The organism is Lacipirellula parvula (assembly GCF_009177095.1).
Classification (GTDB): Bacteria; Planctomycetota; Planctomycetia; order Pirellulales; family Lacipirellulaceae; genus Lacipirellula; species Lacipirellula parvula.
Genome location: NZ_AP021861.1, coordinates 3797993 through 3815282, shown reverse-complemented (window position 1 = coordinate 3815282; position 17290 = coordinate 3797993). Strand labels below are relative to the sequence as shown.

The window sequence follows — 17290 nt, the reverse complement described above, 5'->3', positions numbered from 1 at the left end:
GGTTGTGAGTTTCCAGAGGGGCAACATCGTCCCTGCCCTCGCCACCCTGCGTCTCAAGCTCGGCAATTTTCGAAAGATGGTTGCCCTTGTCATTCGGGAGCAAGTAATGGCCTCAGGCCCCGGTAATAGCGGTTCGTCGACAAGCATTTACTGAACTCCTGCGACCGTTGTGATTCTTGCGCCAACGATTGCAAAGCTTAGTAACCGCTCCGGGAGAAACGCGGGAGGAACGCGGGAATCTCACTCCCGCGGAGAGAAACTTTCCTCTCACCAAGAATTGCCGCCGTTTTCACGCCGTTTAAACGGTGAGGGGGCGCTTTGAGCAGCCAGAGACCCGCCGCCAATCATCCGCAGAATCAGGGTTTCCCTGGCGCGAGCAACCGCCGTGGCGGCAGCCACGTACCACCATTAGAATAAAACACTATCTCGATAGCTTTACGCGCCTTCCCCCAAGGCCTTCTTCCCGACTCGGCTCCCGAAAACTTATGGACAAGAAATCGCTGACCGAGGCCGACGTCCGCTCAAAATTCATCACTCCCACGATTGTGGGAACGAGCGAGCAGCCGAAGTAGGACCTATTCACTCAGATCCGCGAAGAGGCTTTTTTACGAAGGGCCGGGTAATGGTCCGCGGCAAGACAGTGAAACGGGGCGAAGCGAAGAAGGCCGACTACATCCTCTACTACAAACCCAACCTCCCCATTGCCGTCGTCGAGGCGAAAGACAACAACCACGCCGTCGGCGACGGCATGCAGCAGGCCCTCGAATACGCCGAGATCCTCGACGTTCCCTTCGCCTTCAGCTCGAACGGCGACGGCTTCCTGGAGCATGATCGCACCGTCACCAAGGGCACAGTCACCCGAGAGCTAACGCTCGAGCAATTCCCCTCCCCTACCGAACTGTGGGCCCGCTACCGCAAATCAAAGGGTTACACCGACGAGCAAGCGGCCGTCGCGTCGCAGGATTACTACGACTACGGTACGGAAAAGCTCCCCCGTTACTACCAGCTCGTCGCGGTCAACCGAACGGTCGACGCCATCGCCCGAGGCGAAAACCGCATCCTGCTCGTCATGGCAACCGGCACCGGCAAGACCTATACCGCCTTTCAGATCATTTGACGGCTCTGGAAATCGGGCGCCAAGAAGCGGATTCTCTTCCTCGTCGACCGCAACATCCTGGCCGACCAAACAAAAACCAACGACTTCAAGCCGTTCGGTTCGGCGATGACCAAAATCACCAATCGCACGGTCGATAAGGCGTTCGAGATCTACCTCTGCCTCTACCAAGCCGTCACCGGCACCGAGGAAGATCAGAACATCTACAAGCAGTTCTCCTGGGAGTTCTTCGACCTCATCATCGTCGATGAATGCCACCGCGGCAGCGCAGCCGACGACGCCGCATGGCGCCAGGTGCTCGACTATTTCGAGTCGGCGACGCAGATCGGCCTCACCGCCACCCCGAAGGAAACAAAGGAAGTCTCAAACATCGAGTACTTTGGCGAACCGATCTACACCTATTCCTTCCGCCAGGGCATCTCCGACGGCTTTCTCGCCCCCTACAAGGTCGTGCGTATCGGGCTCGACAAGGACCTCGACGGCTGGCGCCCGGAAGTCGGCCAAACCGATAAGTACGGCCAAGTCATTGAGGACCGCGAGTACAACGATCTTGATTTCGACCGCAGCCTGATCCTTGAAAAACGGACCGCGCTCGTCGCCCGCAAGGTGACCGAGTTCCTCAAAGCCACCGATCGCTTCGCCAAGACTATCGTCTTCTGCGAAAACATCGACCACGCCGAGCGGATGCGGCAAGCACTGGTCAATGCGAATCCGGACCTTGCCGCCGCCAACAGCAAGTACGTCATGCGCATCACCGGCGACAGCGACGAGGGAAAAGCCCAGCTCGATAACTTCATCGACCCCGAGTCGGCTTACCCCGTCGTGGCCACCACCTCCCGGCTGATGACCACCGGCGTCGACGCCCAAACCTGCCACCTGATCGTCCTCGACCGTCGCATCAATTCGATGACAGAATTCAAGCAAATCATCGGCCGCGGCACCCGGATCAACGAGGACTACAACAAGCTCTTTTTCACGATCATGGACTTCAAGCGCGCCACCGCGCTCTTCGCCGATCCCGATTTCGACGGCGACCCGGTCCAAATCTACGAGCCGACCGTCGAGGATCCTCCAGTTCCACCCGAGGATGGCGAAGAAGGCGCCGAAGACGAGGTGATCGTGGACGACTTCGGCGATCCCCTCGACGATGGCGAAGGGCCCCGCCCGCCGCGCACAAAGTACTACGTCGACAACGTCGAAGTCCGCGTCGCCACCGAGCGCGTCCAATACCTCGACGCTAACGGCCGCCTCATCACCGAGTCCCTCACCGATTACTCTCGCAAGACGGTCCTCAAGGCGTACTCGTCCCTCTCTGAGTTCCTCACCGTCTGGAACGACGCAGAGCGCAAGCAGGCAATTCTCGACGAGCTCGCCGGTCAAGGGGTGTTCCTCGAAGAGCTCGCCGAGCAGGTCGGCCGCGACTACGACGCTTTTGATCTAATCTGCCACGTCGCCTTCGACCAGCCACCCCTCACACGCCGCGAGCGGGCAGACAAAGTGAAAAAGCGAAATCTCTTCGCCAAGTACGGCGATCAAGCCCGCGCAGTCCTCGAAGCACTGCTACAAAAGTATGCCGACGCCGGCATCACCAGCGTCGAATCGCTCGATATCCTGAAAGTGTCGCCGCTTTCTGGCCTGGGCACGCCCGTTGAGATCATTAAACTCTTCGGTGGTAAAGACGGCTATCTGGCCGCCATCCGCGAGTTGGAAACCGCGCTCTATCAAACCGCCGCCTAGTCCATGTCAAACGTCTCCAGCGTCGTCAAATCCATCCAGGACATCATGCGCTAAGGACGCCGGCACGTACGGCGACGCGCAACGGCTCGAGCAGCTCGGCTGGATGTTCTTCCTGAAAATCTTCGACGACCGCGAGCAGGAAATCTCCCTCCTTCGCGACGACTACAAATCGCCCCTCCCGAAGTACCTCCGCTGGTCCACCTGGGCGACTAACGACGAAGGGATGACCGGCGAAGCCCTGCTCGACTTCGTCAACAACACGCTCCTGTCAAAGCTCAAGACGCTCGCCGGGGCCGCCGACCGTATCGCTGGCCTCATTCGAATGACGTTCGAAGACGCCAACAACTATATGAAAAATGGCACGTTGATGCGGCAGGTGATCAATAAGATCAACGCCATCGACTTCAACGCCTCGGACGATCGCCACACCTTCGGCGACATCTACGAAAAGCTCCTCAAGGATCTCCAGTCGGCCGGCAACGCCGGCGAGTTTTACACGCCCCGCGCCGTCACGCAGTTCATCGTCGAGCAAGTGAACCCCCAGCTTGGCGAAAAGGTACTAGACCCTGCCTGTGGCACTGGCGGCTTCCTCGTCTGTGCAATCGAGCACCTCCGCCGCCAGGCAAAGACGGCCGCCCACGAACGCAAGATCCAAGACTGTTTCTCCGGCATCGAGAAAAAGCACCTCCCCCACGTCCTCTGCATCACAAACCTCCTGCTCCACGGCATCGACGTCCCCGCCAACGTCCGCCACGACAACACGCTCGCCCGCCCCTTGCGTGATTGGAGCCCGAAGGAGCGGGTCGATGTCATCGTCACCAATCCCCCCTTCGGCGGCATGGAAGAGGACGGTATCGAGGCCAACTTCCCCGCCGAGTTCCGCACCCGCGAGACGGCCGACCTGTTTCTCGTCCTGCTGATGAAGCTTCTCAAGCCGGGCGGCCGTGCCGGCCTCGTCCTCCCCGACGGCACTCTCTTCGGCGAAGGAGTGAAGACCCGCATCAAGGAGGCGCTCCTCACCGAGTGCAACCTGCACACGATCGTCCGCCTCCCCAACGGTGTCTTCAATCCCTACACCGGCATCCGCACGAACCTCCTCTTCTTCACCAAGGGCGCCCCCACCGCCCACGTCTGGTACTACGAACACCCCTACCCCGCCGGCGCCAAGAGCTACAACAAGGGGAAGCCGATCCGCATCGAGGAGTTTCAGGCGGAGAAAGATTGGTGGGGTGACGAGTCCGATGGCTTCAAGAGCCGCAAGGAAAACGAATTCGGGTGGCGCGTCTCGATTGATCAGATCAAAGCTGGCAACTTCAATCTTGATCTCAGAAACCCGCGCAACGCCGGCTCCGGTCCCGGCGATCTTAGTAAACTTCTGCCTGAATACGAGCAGCTCTTGAAACAGATAAACTGCACGCGAATGGCGATACAGCGTCAGCTCGTTGAAGCATCACTGGCTTCAGGAGCGGAGGCCTAACGATGGCTTTCTACTCACTATCCGAGTTGATCCCGATTCTGTCAGGCACGCCGCAAGGTGTAGTGAAACTGCGGCAAGTTATTCTCCAGCGAGCAATCACTGGCCGCCTAACATCTCAGGCAGATTTAGTCGCTCCAATAACGACCACTTTTCCTGATCTCTCGCCATACACGGTCGAATCTGAAGAGAGAATTCCCACCGCTTGGTCACGCATCCCTCTAGGCAAGCTTGGCGAATTTAAAGGTGGAGGTACGCCATCTAAACAGCGTGCCGAATTCTGGAGTGGTGACATCCCGTGGGTAAGCCCAAAGGATATGAAGTCACTTGAGATCAGTGCAGCCAAAGATCACATAAGCAGAGAAGCGCTCGACAGTTGCTCGGCGCGCATGATTCCGACTCGCAGCCTATTAATGGTAGTGCGAGGCATGATTCTAGCGCGCGCATTCCCTGTTGCAGTCACAAGCTGCGAAGTTGCAATCAACCAGGACATGAAGGCGCTAGTTCCAAGGCATGCAGAGCTCACTGATTATCTACTTATTTCATTGTTAGCGCTTGGTCCGAAAGTACTCGCTGCAATTGATCGCGCTAGTCACGGCACTTGTAAGCTCAATACTTTAGTTCTCCAGCAGTTGCCGATCGATCTTCCTCCCCTCGCCGAGCAGATACGAATCGTGGCGAAGGTGAATGAGTTGATGAAGTTGTGCGATCAACTGAATGAACAACTGAAAGAGCAAGAAAAGCGGCACGCCGCTCTTCTCGATGCTGTCGTTCGAGAACTAACGCTGTCACCGAACAAAGCACTAGTTCCCCACCAAGCAAGGAGCGTTCTTTCAGCTGAAGTCGTCCACCGGCTACACAACGAACCAACCTTCGGCCGCGTCAAGCACCAAAAGATTCTCCACCTCTGCGAACACATCGCCCAGCTTAAAGAAATCGACGGCCGCTACTCCCGCCAAGCGGCCGGGCCGCTCGATGGTCGGATGATCCACACCGTTGAAGCCGACTTGAAGAAGCTCGAGTGGTACGCCGAAGTCCCGCGCGAATCGTTCGGCCATGCCTACCAACCGCTCGCCAAAGCGGGCGGCCACGCGAACGACTTCGCCGCCCTATGGCCCGACCGCGCCCAACAGATACAGGGCCTCATCGAACTGATGCGCCGCTGGGACACCGACAAGTGCGAACTCTTCGCCACCGCCTACGCCGCCTGGAACGACCTCCTTATCTGGGGCCGCGAACCGACCGACAACGCCATCCTCCACGAAATCCTCGAACGCTGGCATCCCGACAAGCAACGTTTCACCCGCAAGCGCTGGAAATCAATGCTCGACTGGATCCGCCGCGAAGGCTACGCCCCCACCGGCTTCGGCAAAGCAACTGCTAAGGCAAACTGAGGGTGCGGAGGAAGTGATCCGGCGTCTGCGCACTTGAGTGACTGATCAGTCAGTTGGGGGCGAGGCCAAAGGCGCGACCGGCTCCATTACGACATAGTCCCCCTCAGTTTTGACTTTCCAACCAATCCCGTTGCTGCGAAAGAACTCGTTCACCTTTTTCCGGTGCGATCCAGTACGTGTCTTGTCGACTGTTCGACTGTCTTCTCCGAACACAGCGTCCGCGCATTCTTCAATTGTCCCGGCTCGCCTATAACGTTCCCATAAAAACGTTACGAGCTTCCAGCTCAATGGCGTCATGCCTTGCGCAGTGACGATCCCATCCCGACGCCATCGGTTCGGCGGTACTGGCCCATCAGGAATCGCGGCGCCTACGTCGTCTGCAATTGCGTGGAGGTCGGCGACGTAGCTGTCAGCACGCCGAAGCAATCGGCTCCAATGTGGGAATGGTGTGCAAACCTCACTGTGAGCAAGCAAGTATGGTAATGAAGCTAGAGTCGATGACTCATCGTATCCGGGCGGGATCGCTTCTTCGCAGAGATGTGCCATTCTGAATTTGAGGACCAGGTTAGGCAAATCAAGGAGCCTATCCGCATAGTACCTGCGGAAATGGGCTCGCCAGGGGGCGCACCGAACTCCGCTAAGCAATGTGACGAGCTCTTCTGGCATAGCGGTCACTGCGCTGTTCAGCTCGGTGGAGCAACGCCCCAATCCGCGCTGAGATTTGCGGAGAATGTCAGACCACATTTTCAGTGAATCTAAGTCTTCTAGCAGCGTGCGCGGAACGTCGGGAAGAGGCTCTTGATTTTCTCGCCGGCGCCAAAGCTCATCCACTGACAGCGCACGGAAGTCGCTGGAGCGAACTCCAAGCGACTGAATCGCGTGCAGTGCGCCCCCAAGTTTTAGAAGCATGAAACGCGTAGAGCGGATCGATTGAGTTAGCGCTATCCAAACTAGGCGAACTTCCTCATCCATTTCTGGCATGTGACTACAAGCGCTGGGTGTTTCGACGTCATCCAATCGCAGTTGCGATCGTCACAGCGAGGCGACTATCCCGTTCCGCATAAATCTGAGTTACATTCGCGGCAGAATGGCCGAGAATAACTTGCGCTGCTTCAAGCCCGAAACGGCGCCTAATTTCCGTTGCAGCGGAATGCCTTAGTTGATTCGGCGCCCAGCGTACGGATCGGGCCCACTCCGCTAGCTCTAGGCGCTCCGCATCGGTGAGAGTTGGTTCGCGACGCTGATGGAACACCGGATGTGGAAACGCTTTGTCGCAAGCACGGTGGATCGCGCGGCGGTAGCTAGCCGGCGAGTAACACTCCCCCGGCGGGCGCTTAGACCGTGAATTCGTCTCGATGGCAGGCTTGTTACCGCAGCTCAATGGCGTTTGTCGAGCCGCATGCCGAAGAGAACGCCGCCTACGTTCAGAGTCGCAGGGGCGAAAGCAATGCATTTCTCCCGGTCGAGCCAAGTAGCGTAGAAGAATTTCCTGCGCCTTCGGACCGAAAGCGATCGTTCGATCTTTTCCCGCGTGCTCAGTCTTATGGCGTGAAGGTCGGTAGGTCCATATCTCGCCGCTCCGGTCGATATCGCCCGGGCGCAAGATGCACACCTCCGCGGGCCTCATTCCGGTAAGCCGTTGCAGCCGGACCATATCGGCGACCACGTCGGGAAGGAATGGGAGCGTCGCCTCGACGATAACATCGCTCACGGGCCCGATCGGCGCGGTTTCTTTCGCGTTGGTGCGCCCTTTCCGCAATCCGGGGACGCTGCCGAGCGCTTGGAATACAACTGGAGCGATAAGCTCCTCGGCGACGGCCCAGCGGAACATTCGTGCGACGCGGGCCATCGAGTCGTTGACGTACTTTCGGCTCAGCCGTTCTTGGATGAGGGACTCTCTGACGAGCTTGAACGCCTTCGGACCGAACTCGCTTACCGGAGTCGAGCCGTACATCGCCCGCAGCCGGCGCAGCGCAGCACGAATCGCGACGATTTCGTTCGTGGGCTCATCATCCTTCACGTAATAGCTCTTCGCGAACTGGAAGTAGAGCAAGATCAGCTCATCGACTTGCAGCGGCTTAACGCTCTTCTGGGGCGTCGGGGCCGACGCCAGCGTGGCCGACATGAACTCGGCGATGATCTGCCGGTAGCGTTCGTGGCTGCTGGGGCTGTCGTACTTGCCGAGGTAAGTGCGGCGCCCGCGGATCTCGACGAGGGCCTGACCGGTCGCCTTATGGAGGCGATACTTGGGGACGCGGACGGACATGCTGCGCTCCTATCGCCCAATGATCGGGTAGTACTACCCGATTGGCAGCGATTTAGAAGCCGCACTGTCGACCGTCGACAGGTATCGTAAGACGTTGGTTCGGCAGAAGTTACTGAGTAGTGGGCGGCACAGGACTCGAACCTGTGACCTCTACGGTGTGAACGTAGCGCTCTAACCAACTGAGCTAGCCGCCCGATTCGTTAAAATCTGTCTCATGCGACAAGACTTTTAATCGAGCCGATCATTCTATCGCATGCTCGAACCCCCTGCAATTCCTCGCATTCCAGCGGAAACCGCGGCCGCGATGAAGCGTTCGTAAACGGTGCGTACCTGCCTAATCAACGCTGTCCCTGGCGAGTCGAGACGACGACGCGCGGCGACCGTCTGAACGTCGGCTTACTGACCGCGGAGCGAACCGATGTAGATTGGTTCGTCTTACGATCAATGCTCTGCGCCGTTTTCGGCAATGCCGTGCTGGTCGAGCTTCCGCTTCAGCGTCGTGCGATGCAGTCCGAGCACGCGGGCCGCGGGGGCGCACTGATTGCCGGCTTGGCTGAGGGCCGTCGCCAAGAGCGGCTTTTCAACGACCTGCAAGAATCTGTCGTAAACGTCGCCGCTCAGTTCGGGATTCTTGAGTAGCGTTTGCGCCAGCGCGGTCACTGCCTCGTTGAGGCGGCCTTCGGGGCTCGATTTGATTCCGTTCAGCTGGAATGCAGGAAGGGGCGCGGGGAGGTGGCTCGGCAGCACCGATCCACTGCGGGCCAGCACGAGCGCATGTTCGATTGCCTTCCGCAATTCGCGGACATTGCCATGCCAGGGACGCCTTGCGAGTTCTTCGACGGTCTCTGTCGCCAGCACCGCGCGGCCGTCGCCGAACTGGCTGGCGAAGTAGTTCGCCAGCAGCGGAATGTCCTGCGTCCGTTCGCGTAGGGCCGGTAATGGAATCTCGAACGTGCAGAGCCGATAAAAGAGATCGTGCCGGAACTCTCCGGAGTTGACTAGCTGATGCAGATCCTGATGCGTCGCAGACACGACGCGGAACTCAATTTTCACGGGCTGATCGGATCCGACCGGCAACACTTCCCCCTGTTCGAGGGCGCGCAGCAATTTTACCTGGAGCGGTGCGGGAATCTCGGCGACTTCGTCGATGAAGAGCGTGCCGCCGTTTGCTTGCGACAGCAAGCCGCGACGGGGGTGCGCCGCGCCAGGGAATGTGCCTGCGGCATACCCGAATAATTCGGCCTCGGCGTGGTCCGGGGCGAGAGCCGCGATGTTGACGGCGACGAACGGACCGTTCGCGCGCGGGCTGTGGCGGTGGATCGCGTGCGCGGCGAGCTCCTTGCCGACGCCGCTCTCTCCCTTCAGCATCACCGCAGCGTCAGACGCGGCAGCGAGTGCGATGCGTTTGAACGCCGCCTGCATCGCCGGGCTGCGGCCCAGCATTCCCTCGAGGCCTTCCGACGCGGCCTCATGCACGGCTTCGACGGCCGACTGCGGGGTTCGCCGTAACGCTCTTTCTATTGCGGTGCGGATCTCATGGAGGTCGAATGGTTTGAGAATGTACTCGAACGCACCTTGCTCGACGGCCGTCACCGCCGTCTTCAAATCGCCGAAGGCGGTAATCACAATGATGGGCGTCTGCTCATTGAGGCCGCGAAAGAGCTTCATCGCCGTCAGGCCGTCGACGCCTGGCAACCGTACGTCAAGAACAATCAAGTCCGGCCGAAATTCTTTGGCGACGCTGACTCCCTGCTCTGCCGACGAAGCGGCTTGCACCTGATGACCCAGCCCCTCGGCGAGCCGGGATAGTCCCCAGCAGATCGAAGGCTCGTCATCTACCACCAGAATCTTAGACACCGGCTGCGCCTTTCCTGAAAAGCGGAATCACTACCCTAAATGTGGTGATTTCGCCTGTGCGTGACCATTCAATTGACCCACCGTGCGCTTCAACAATTTGCCTGGCAACAGCCAATCCGAGCCCGACCCCCTCGGCCTTACTGGTCACGAAGGGATCAAACAACCCGGGATTTACAGAGTTTTTGGGGCCTGGGCCCGAATCAAGGACGGATAGCTCCGCCTCCTCGCGAACTGTTTGCTGTAAAGATATGTCAATGGTGCGCGGAACGCCGTCGCCGTTCTGCTGAACGGCTTCGATCGCATTGATCAAGAGGTTGAGCACCACCTGACCGAGCGCCTCCGGGTCGGCCATGACCAGGAAATCTAACGGCGGAGGATTCCAGGCGAGTTCTACCCGTGCGTGGCGAACGGAGGGTTGGACCAACGAGAGCGAGTCATCCACTAAGGCTGAAAAACTCACTTCCCGCTTTTCAATATCGTCGAGCGGTTTCCCTGCTCTTAGAAACCGTTGTAGCTGACTTTCCATTAGACGCAACTGCCGTTTTGCAACGAAAAGGCTTTCATTGTCTTCAGCGTCGCAAAGTTCGGCGTGTAAATCGAGCGCCATGCGGCAACCGGTTGCGGCATTGCGCATTTCATGCGCAAGTCCTGCGCCTAACAGAGCAACGGTGCGCATTTGCTCCGTGCGGCGAACCTGCTGTTCGTAATCCGCCAACATCTCCGCCGTTTGATTAACGGCGAGCGACAAGTCGCGGATTTCGTCATTTGTTTCAGGAAGCGCAGCCGGAGCGAAGTCGCCTGTGGCAATCCGCAGCACCTCCTGCTGAAGCTGTGCAGCGGCGCGGCTCAACCTCCCGGCAATAAGCTGCGCCACTATCGCGACCGCGCCGATGGTAATGACGCCGACGATCAGCGGCGGGACGACCGCCTCGCGCCAGGTCCGCTGGTATTCGCTGACCGGGAACAACACATGGAGCACGCGCGAGGAACCATTGACGTCTCGTGCCGGGAGGGGCGTCGCGTGATGAAAATATTCGGCGCCGTTCCATGCGATCTGCGCGCCGAGTCGATCCAGCGGCGCGCTCGTCGCCAGAGTCGCGGGAAACTGCGAAGGCGGATTCTCGATGCTGCTCGCCAGAATCTCCCCAGAGCCGCCTGTTAGCACGAACTCCGCGCTCGATAGCTCTCGCATCTGCCGCAGCACACTGTCCGACAGGGGGAAGTTCGTCGTCGACAGTACGTCGACGACGCCGCGCAACCGCTGCTCGATTTGCTCACGCGTCTGTCGCGCCGCCAGTCGCGCGTTGATGGCGCCGACCGCCGCTAGGCTAACGACCGCGACCACTACGAGCGGGAGTAAGATTTGGCGACGAAGGGGCCAGCGCATGGGCGGGATTGAATGCGGTGTCTGACGTTTTCGTAAGAATTCTCTCCACTCAATTATAAGCAGAGAACTTCTTACGGAGGTTGCGGGTAGGCGTCAGTATCAGCTTCCCGCCGCGGAAGCCGCCTCAATCCTCCGCCCGGCTGCCGTCGCCGCACATTTTCACGATCTTCGGATCGAACTGCGCCACGATCTTCACCAAGTCCTGCTGTGCTGCCATCACGTGTCTGATATTTTTGTAAACGCCCGGTGCCTCGTCCGAACCGGCCGACAGCACCTCGATGCCGCGCTCGGCCAGTTCCTTTCGCACTTGTGAGAAGCGGAACATATCGTTCGCCTTCGTCCGCGACATCTGCCGCCCCGCGCCATGCGACGCCGAGTCGAGACTCTCGGCGTTGCCGCGGCCGCGCACGATGAACGCAGGGTCCGCCATCGAACCCGGAATCACGCCGAGTACGCCCGCCCCAGCCGGAGTCGCCCCTTTGCGATGGACCACCACATCGCGTCCGCCATGCTGTTCGATCCACGCAAAGTTGTGGTGGTTCTCGACGCCAGCAACGATCTCCGCCCCTAGCAGGTGGGAAACCATGCGGTGAATGACCGCATGATTCGCTGCCGCGTAGTCGCCCATGAGATTCATGGCCGCCCAGTACTCTTGGCCCGCCTCGCTCTTAAGATCGAGCCAGGCCAACCGCCCCAGTTGTTTCAGTTCGCTCGGCAGTCGGGATTGCGCGATCGCGCTGTACGTGCTGCAAACGGCCGCCCCGGCGCCACGGCTTCCGCTGTGGCTCAGTAGCGCCACATACTCGCCCGCATCGAGCCCCAGTTCTTCGTCGCGCTCGGCCAGCGTCAACACGCCGAACTCCACAAAGTGATTTCCCGAGCCCGACGTGCCGAGTTGTTTCCACGCGGTATCTTTCCGCTCGCGCGTGATTCGCGAGACGCTCCAATCGGCGTCCATCACTTCGTGCGCTTGCTTCGGCTTGTGCTCGCAACCCACTCCGAACCGCGTTCCTTTCTCAATCGCCACGCGAAACGGCTCGCGCCGCTCCGCGAGCGATTCCACCGGCACGTCGAGCACTGACAGCTTCATCCGGCACGCGATGTCGACCCCGACTGCGTAAGGAATGACGGCATTCTCGCACGCTAATACGCCGCCAATCGGCAAACCATAGCCGACGTGCGCATCAGGCATCAGCGCTGCACCCACGGCAGACGGCACGCGACACGCATCCCGCATTTGCGCGTGGGCCGCCGGATCAATTTCATCGCCCCAGGTCCGATACGAGATCGGCTCGCGCAGCTCGATCGGCTCGTAGCCAAGCATCTCGCTCGCGAGCTTCCCCCAGACCGGATCGTTCACGAACGTCTGCGGAGTGCGCACCACGTCCTGCACCAGCTCCTTCGCTCGTTTTCCTTTGAGCCCGAACCCCAAGTCTTGCGACGCGGCGTCACGCAGCGCATCAATCGCCGCGGCCGCAAACTTCGGCGGTACGCCCAGCTTTTGAAGTTGTCGACGATTCATCCCTGATACCCTAACCGATCCCAAATGCCGAAGCGTGAGTGAAGACTAACCACTAAGGCGCGAAGCCACGAAGATTCTCACGAAGAATGAATACGCGAGTGAGACAAAGCATGAATTAGAAATTGCACTCCACTTTCAATTCCAATTCAAAGTTAATGAATATTTGCTCGAACTCTTCTTTATCTCTTCGTGTGCCGTTCGCGCCTTAGAGCCTTAGTGGTTAAGCATTCCTGTATTCAGTTCAATGGAACAGAAAATAGTCGCCCCAGCGCGAACCAAGGTTCACCCTGCTGCGTCGTTATTTTCGTGCAGCGCGGTAAAAATTGGCAATCTTAGCCAGATTGAGCTTGCCTTTTTTTCCGCACCTGCGTTTATAATGCAGTTGTAGGTCGTGCCGAACGCAGGCACGACGGGCTGACCCGGCCGCTTGCGGAGCCTCTGGCAGGAGCCGCAGCCGCTAGAACCCAGTAAGGAAGGAGGTGGTCTGTTGAACCATAGTCATATACGCCAGTTGGGTGGTGATTTCCGTTGACCACCGGCGGGTGCCTTCGGAGGCGCCACCACCTGCTTCTGAGCGCCCGCTCATCGACCTCAAAATCGTGAGCCTGCTCTCAAAGCAAAAGAGTTGATCGCAGCCCGGTCGCCCTCGTTGGCGACCGGGCTCTTTTTTTGCGCCCGCCTTTCCTCTCACTCCCATTCCGCCCCTTGAGCAATCCCCCGCAACTCCCGACGATGTAGCCAACCCGTCAATCGCAGCCCCAACGCCCTTCTCTTGAGCCCCGAACCCCAACCCCCTGAACCCTCCCTCATGTCCGACGACCTCGACGCCGCTCTTGAAGCCCAGCAATGGCTCCTTGAAACCAGCCTGCCGCTTGTCTTCGAGGCCTACGACGATGCAGTGAAACGCCAGGTCGACGAGCCGGTGGTGGTGCTTCTCGATTGCGAAGACGCCATCGGCGGCGAGATCGCCCGCAGTTGGCTCGGCGAGGAGACGGTCGAAGATGCGATTCTCCACCAGTCGGACGATGTCGACGAGGAGAGCGAGGCGACGACCGTCTTCGCCGTGGCCTTTTCTTTGGAAGAGTGTCGGGCCGAAGTGCCGGCGGTATTCCCCTACCTGGCGCCCGCCCTGGGGGCGGCCCCGGACGAGGGGTTTTATGCGATTTCCGTTACCAGCGGCGGGGCGTCGATCCTCATTGTTCCGCCGGACGCCCGGGAATAGAGCATGAATGGTGGCTCCCGCCCCCTTCTGTCTTCACCTACCGGCCCCGCATTTTCGGCGACTCCCGCCCCGCGGTTTGGGGTTAAGTCCTTTACCTGTCTATAATAGCGGCTTGGACTTCAGGATATTTCCCCGCGCGGTAGGACTCTCGCCATGGCGGACGCCCCTTCCCTCCCCCCCTCCCACACCGATCACTCCGCAGCCCGTAGGCTCCTTCGTCTCATGACGCTGGTTGTCGTCGTCGCGGTCGGCGCGAGCGAGCTGGCGGCGCCGCATGCCTACGCTCAAGAGCGGGGCGGTCGTGGTCGCGGTCGCGGCGGACCGGGTGGCGGCATGTCGCCCGAAATGATGATTCAAATGCGGGCGGCCCAGATGGGCCAAGGCGGACCGCAGCCCGGCCAGCAACCGCCGGGGGGCGAGCAACCCAAGCCCGCAGGCGAGAAGCCGCCCGAAGGCGAGAAGCCGGCTGAAGATTCCAAGACGATCAAGCGTCCCACCGAAAAGCCGCAAGCCAACGCCGAGGAGCTGAAGGCCGCCCCCGATAAGGATGGCATGGTCCAGTTCACCTTCCGCGGCCAACCGTGGACCGACGTTCTTGAGTGGTTCGCCAGCGTCTCGAAGAAGAGCCTCGATTGGCAAGAACTCCCCGGCGACTTCGTCAACCTGTCGACGCAGCGTCGCTACACGATCGACGAAACCCGCGATCTGCTCAACCGCACGTTGATGGCTCGCGGCTTCACGATGATCTCGCTCGGTGACGTGCTCACGGTGGTGAAGATCGACAAGATCGACCCCAGCATGGTCCGCCGCGTCGAACCCGACGATCTCGACGATCAGCCGCCGCACGATTTCGTCCGCACCCGCTTCCCATTGCCGCCGACGCTGGAGCCTGCCAAAGCGGTCGAAGACCTCAAGGTCGTCCTTAGCCCCACGGCCAAAGTGACGCCGCTGCTCGCTTCGAAGCAGATCCAAGTGATCGACGCCGTCGCTAACCTGCGCGACGTTCGCGACCTGCTCTACGCCGAACAAATGGTCGCCGACAAAGACGTCCGCCCGCGCGTCTTCGGCCCGTTCAAGTATCGCCGCGCCGATTACATCGCCGACCAAGTGATGGTAGTGCTCGGGCTCGACCCCAGCTCGCGCAAGGGGCCGATGGAAATGCAACTGGAGCAGCAAAAGCTCCAGATGGCGATGCAAATGCAGCAGCAGGGCAAAGACGTGAGCAAGATGCTCAAGGAAGATGGGCCGCCGGTGCACATCGCCGTCGACAAACGTCGCAACTTCCTCTTGGTGAATGCCCCGCCGGCTGAGATGGACATCATCGCTCGCAGCATTGAGGAATTCGATGTTCCCGAAAGCGGCGCCGTCGCCGCTGCGGATGCCGCGACCGGCTCCGAGGAACTCACCTTCAAGCGCCACTCGACCGTCAGCATCGACCCCGACGAGGTCGTCGACGCGCTGCAAGATCTCGGCGGCTTGAACCCGCTGACGCAAATGCAGCACGACAATCGCAGCAAGACGATCTTCGCGCTCGCCACGGCTGCCGATCACGCGACGATCGAATCGCTAATCGACAAGCTAGACGGCACCGGGCGCGGCCTGAAAGTGATTTGGCTCAGCCGCCGAACTCGTGCGGATCAGGTTGCCGGCACGATCAAAGCCCTCATGGTCGGCGAGAAGAAAAAGGAAGACAACAGCCGCAGCCGCTACTACTGGTCGCCATGGGATGACAACGGCGGCGGCGATGAAGAGGAGACCGCAGCGTTCCGGATTCAGGCCGACGTCGAAAACAACCGCCTGCTCCTCTGGGCGAACGACGACGAGTACAAAGAAGTTTCTGCCCTGCTAAAGGATCTCGGCGCCGTCGCCGCCGGTGCGGGCAGCAATCCCAACAAGTGGCGCGTCATCGACGCCCGCACGCCGGCCGAGACCAAGGAACTGATCGAGCGCTTGCAGCAAACCTGGTCGGGACAGAACAAGCTTAACATCAACGTCGCTCCCGCAGCGGAGAATGAAGCGGCCCCGCCCGCCGTGAAGCAAGAGCCGGCTGCCGAGCCTGCGCCTAACAAAGACGAAATCACGTCGATTGCCGTTCCGTTCCGCTTCGCGGTGCAAACGGCGGTCGCGCCTCAGTACGTGCCTGCCGCCGAAAGCGGTGAAAAAGCGGTGGAACCGGCGGCTGCTGCCGAGCCAACCGCAGTCGAGGCGACGCCTGCCCCCGACGCTCAAACGACTGCCGTGCAGACGCCGCCAGAGATCAACATCACCGTCACGCCCGACGGCCGCATGATTATCAGCTCCGACGACGTCGCCGCGCTCGACCAACTTGAAGAGTTGATGAGCGAACTCGAACCGCCGAAGCAAGATTTCGAAGTCTTTCCGCTCGCGAATTCGCGCGCGTCACTTGTCTCGCTCAACCTGGAAGAATACTTCGCCGATGAACTGAGCGACGACAAAGACACCGACAGCTTTGGCTGGTGGTGGGACGACAGCAGCGGTAAGGAAGAGGATCCTGCCACGCTCGGGAAGGCTCGGAAGCTCCGCTTTATCTGGGACAGCGATACAAACACGATCATCGCTCAAAACGCGACGGAAGCTCAACTCGAAGTCATCCGCAACCTCATCAAGATCTACGATCAACCGCCGAGCGAGGACTCGGTTACTCGCCGTCGCACCGACGTCGTGCCGATTCGTTACTCGAACGCCCAAGATATTGGCACGGCGATCAAAGAGGTCTATCGCGACCTGCTCAGTTCCAAGGACAAAGAGTTCCAGGCCGGCGGCCGCGAAGGGGACGAAGGCGGTCGCAGCCGCAGCGAGCGGTTCAGCTTTTTCGGCGGCTCAAGTTCAAGCAGCCAGAAGTCGACTCCCATGAAAATGTCGTTCGAAGGCGCCCTCTCGATCGGCGTCGACGAAATCTCCAACTCACTGATCATCTCTGCCGACGACACGATCTGGGAGAATGTTCGCGACCTGGCCGTTTCGCTCGACGAGAAAGCGAAGCCCGATACCGTGGTGCAAGTCCACGAACTTCGCGGCTCGCTCAAGGCGACTGATCTGCAGGCGGTGCTGAACACAGCCCTCGCCCGTCCTTGGCAGGGCAATAAGCCGCCCGAAGGCGCCGCGAGCGGCAGTCGAGGCGGCGGAGAAAGCAGCTCTCGCGGCGGCGACGGCGAACGTCGCAGCGGGGATCGCGGCAGTGATCGCGATCGCGGTAGAGGCGACCGCGGCAGTGATCGTGGCCGCGGCCGCGACTAGGGCGCCGCTTGCCTCTCAATTAGCCCCGGCTCCGCCCGGTGGTAGGCGTCCATGCCGGT

Annotated in this window: 8 protein-coding genes, 1 tRNA gene and 1 pseudogene; 5 read left to right on the top strand and 5 right to left on the bottom strand. The window is 60.0% G+C overall.

What is annotated here, in order from left to right:
- Nucleotides 1-485: 485 nt before the first annotated feature.
- The 3 genes and pseudogenes from hsdR to PLANPX_RS14905 all read left to right on the top strand — a co-directional run bounded on the left by hsdR (nt 486) and on the right by PLANPX_RS14905 (nt 5719).
- Nucleotides 486-2851: pseudogene (hsdR, locus tag PLANPX_RS28460) on the top strand (EcoAI/FtnUII family type I restriction enzme subunit R).
- 103 nt (nt 2852-2954) lie between these two features.
- Nucleotides 2955-4328 carry an N-6 DNA methylase gene (locus tag PLANPX_RS14910; RefSeq protein ID WP_198421733.1) on the top strand — a complete coding sequence of 458 codons (1374 nt, stop codon included), beginning with the start codon at nt 2955-2957 and terminating at the stop codon, nt 4326-4328.
- A 2-nt stretch (nt 4329-4330) separates the two neighbouring features.
- Nucleotides 4331-5719 (top strand): restriction endonuclease subunit S, encoded by a 1389-nt coding sequence (locus PLANPX_RS14905; RefSeq protein WP_152099500.1) that lies wholly within the window; start codon nt 4331-4333, stop codon nt 5717-5719.
- Between the two features lie 1009 nt (nt 5720-6728).
- Here the strand turns inward: PLANPX_RS14905 and PLANPX_RS14900 are convergent.
- The 5 genes from PLANPX_RS14900 to PLANPX_RS14880 form a co-directional block, all read right to left on the bottom strand.
- The gene (locus tag PLANPX_RS14900; RefSeq protein ID WP_152099499.1) at nt 6729-7985 is read right to left on the bottom strand and encodes a tyrosine-type recombinase/integrase; all 1257 of its coding nucleotides are present in this window, start codon (nt 7983-7985) and stop codon (nt 6729-6731) included.
- A 120-nt stretch (nt 7986-8105) separates the two neighbouring features.
- Nucleotides 8106-8179: transfer RNA gene (locus PLANPX_RS14895), tRNA-Val, on the bottom strand.
- 247 nt (nt 8180-8426) lie between these two features.
- Nucleotides 8427-9842, bottom strand: coding sequence for a sigma-54-dependent transcriptional regulator (locus PLANPX_RS14890; RefSeq protein WP_152099498.1), 1416 nt, complete (start codon nt 9840-9842; stop codon nt 8427-8429).
- The gene (locus tag PLANPX_RS14885) at nt 9835-11187 is read right to left on the bottom strand and encodes a sensor histidine kinase (protein ID WP_172992079.1); all 1353 of its coding nucleotides are present in this window, start codon (nt 11185-11187) and stop codon (nt 9835-9837) included. The genes PLANPX_RS14890 and PLANPX_RS14885 overlap by 8 nt, the downstream gene beginning before the upstream one ends.
- A gap of 166 nt (nt 11188-11353) precedes the next feature.
- Entirely contained in the window at nt 11354-12751 is a 1398-nt protein-coding gene (locus PLANPX_RS14880; RefSeq protein WP_152099496.1) for an RtcB family protein, read from the bottom strand.
- A gap of 808 nt (nt 12752-13559) precedes the next feature.
- Between PLANPX_RS14880 and PLANPX_RS14875 the strand changes: the two genes are divergently transcribed.
- Complete coding sequence (locus PLANPX_RS14875) at nt 13560-13973, top strand: hypothetical protein (RefSeq protein WP_152099495.1); 414 nt, start codon at nt 13560-13562, stop codon at nt 13971-13973.
- Between the two features lie 222 nt (nt 13974-14195).
- On the top strand, nt 14196-17231 hold the full coding sequence (locus tag PLANPX_RS14870) for a secretin N-terminal domain-containing protein (protein ID WP_172992078.1): 3036 nt from the start codon (nt 14196-14198) through the stop codon (nt 17229-17231).
- The last annotated feature ends 59 nt before the right edge of the window (nt 17232-17290 follow it).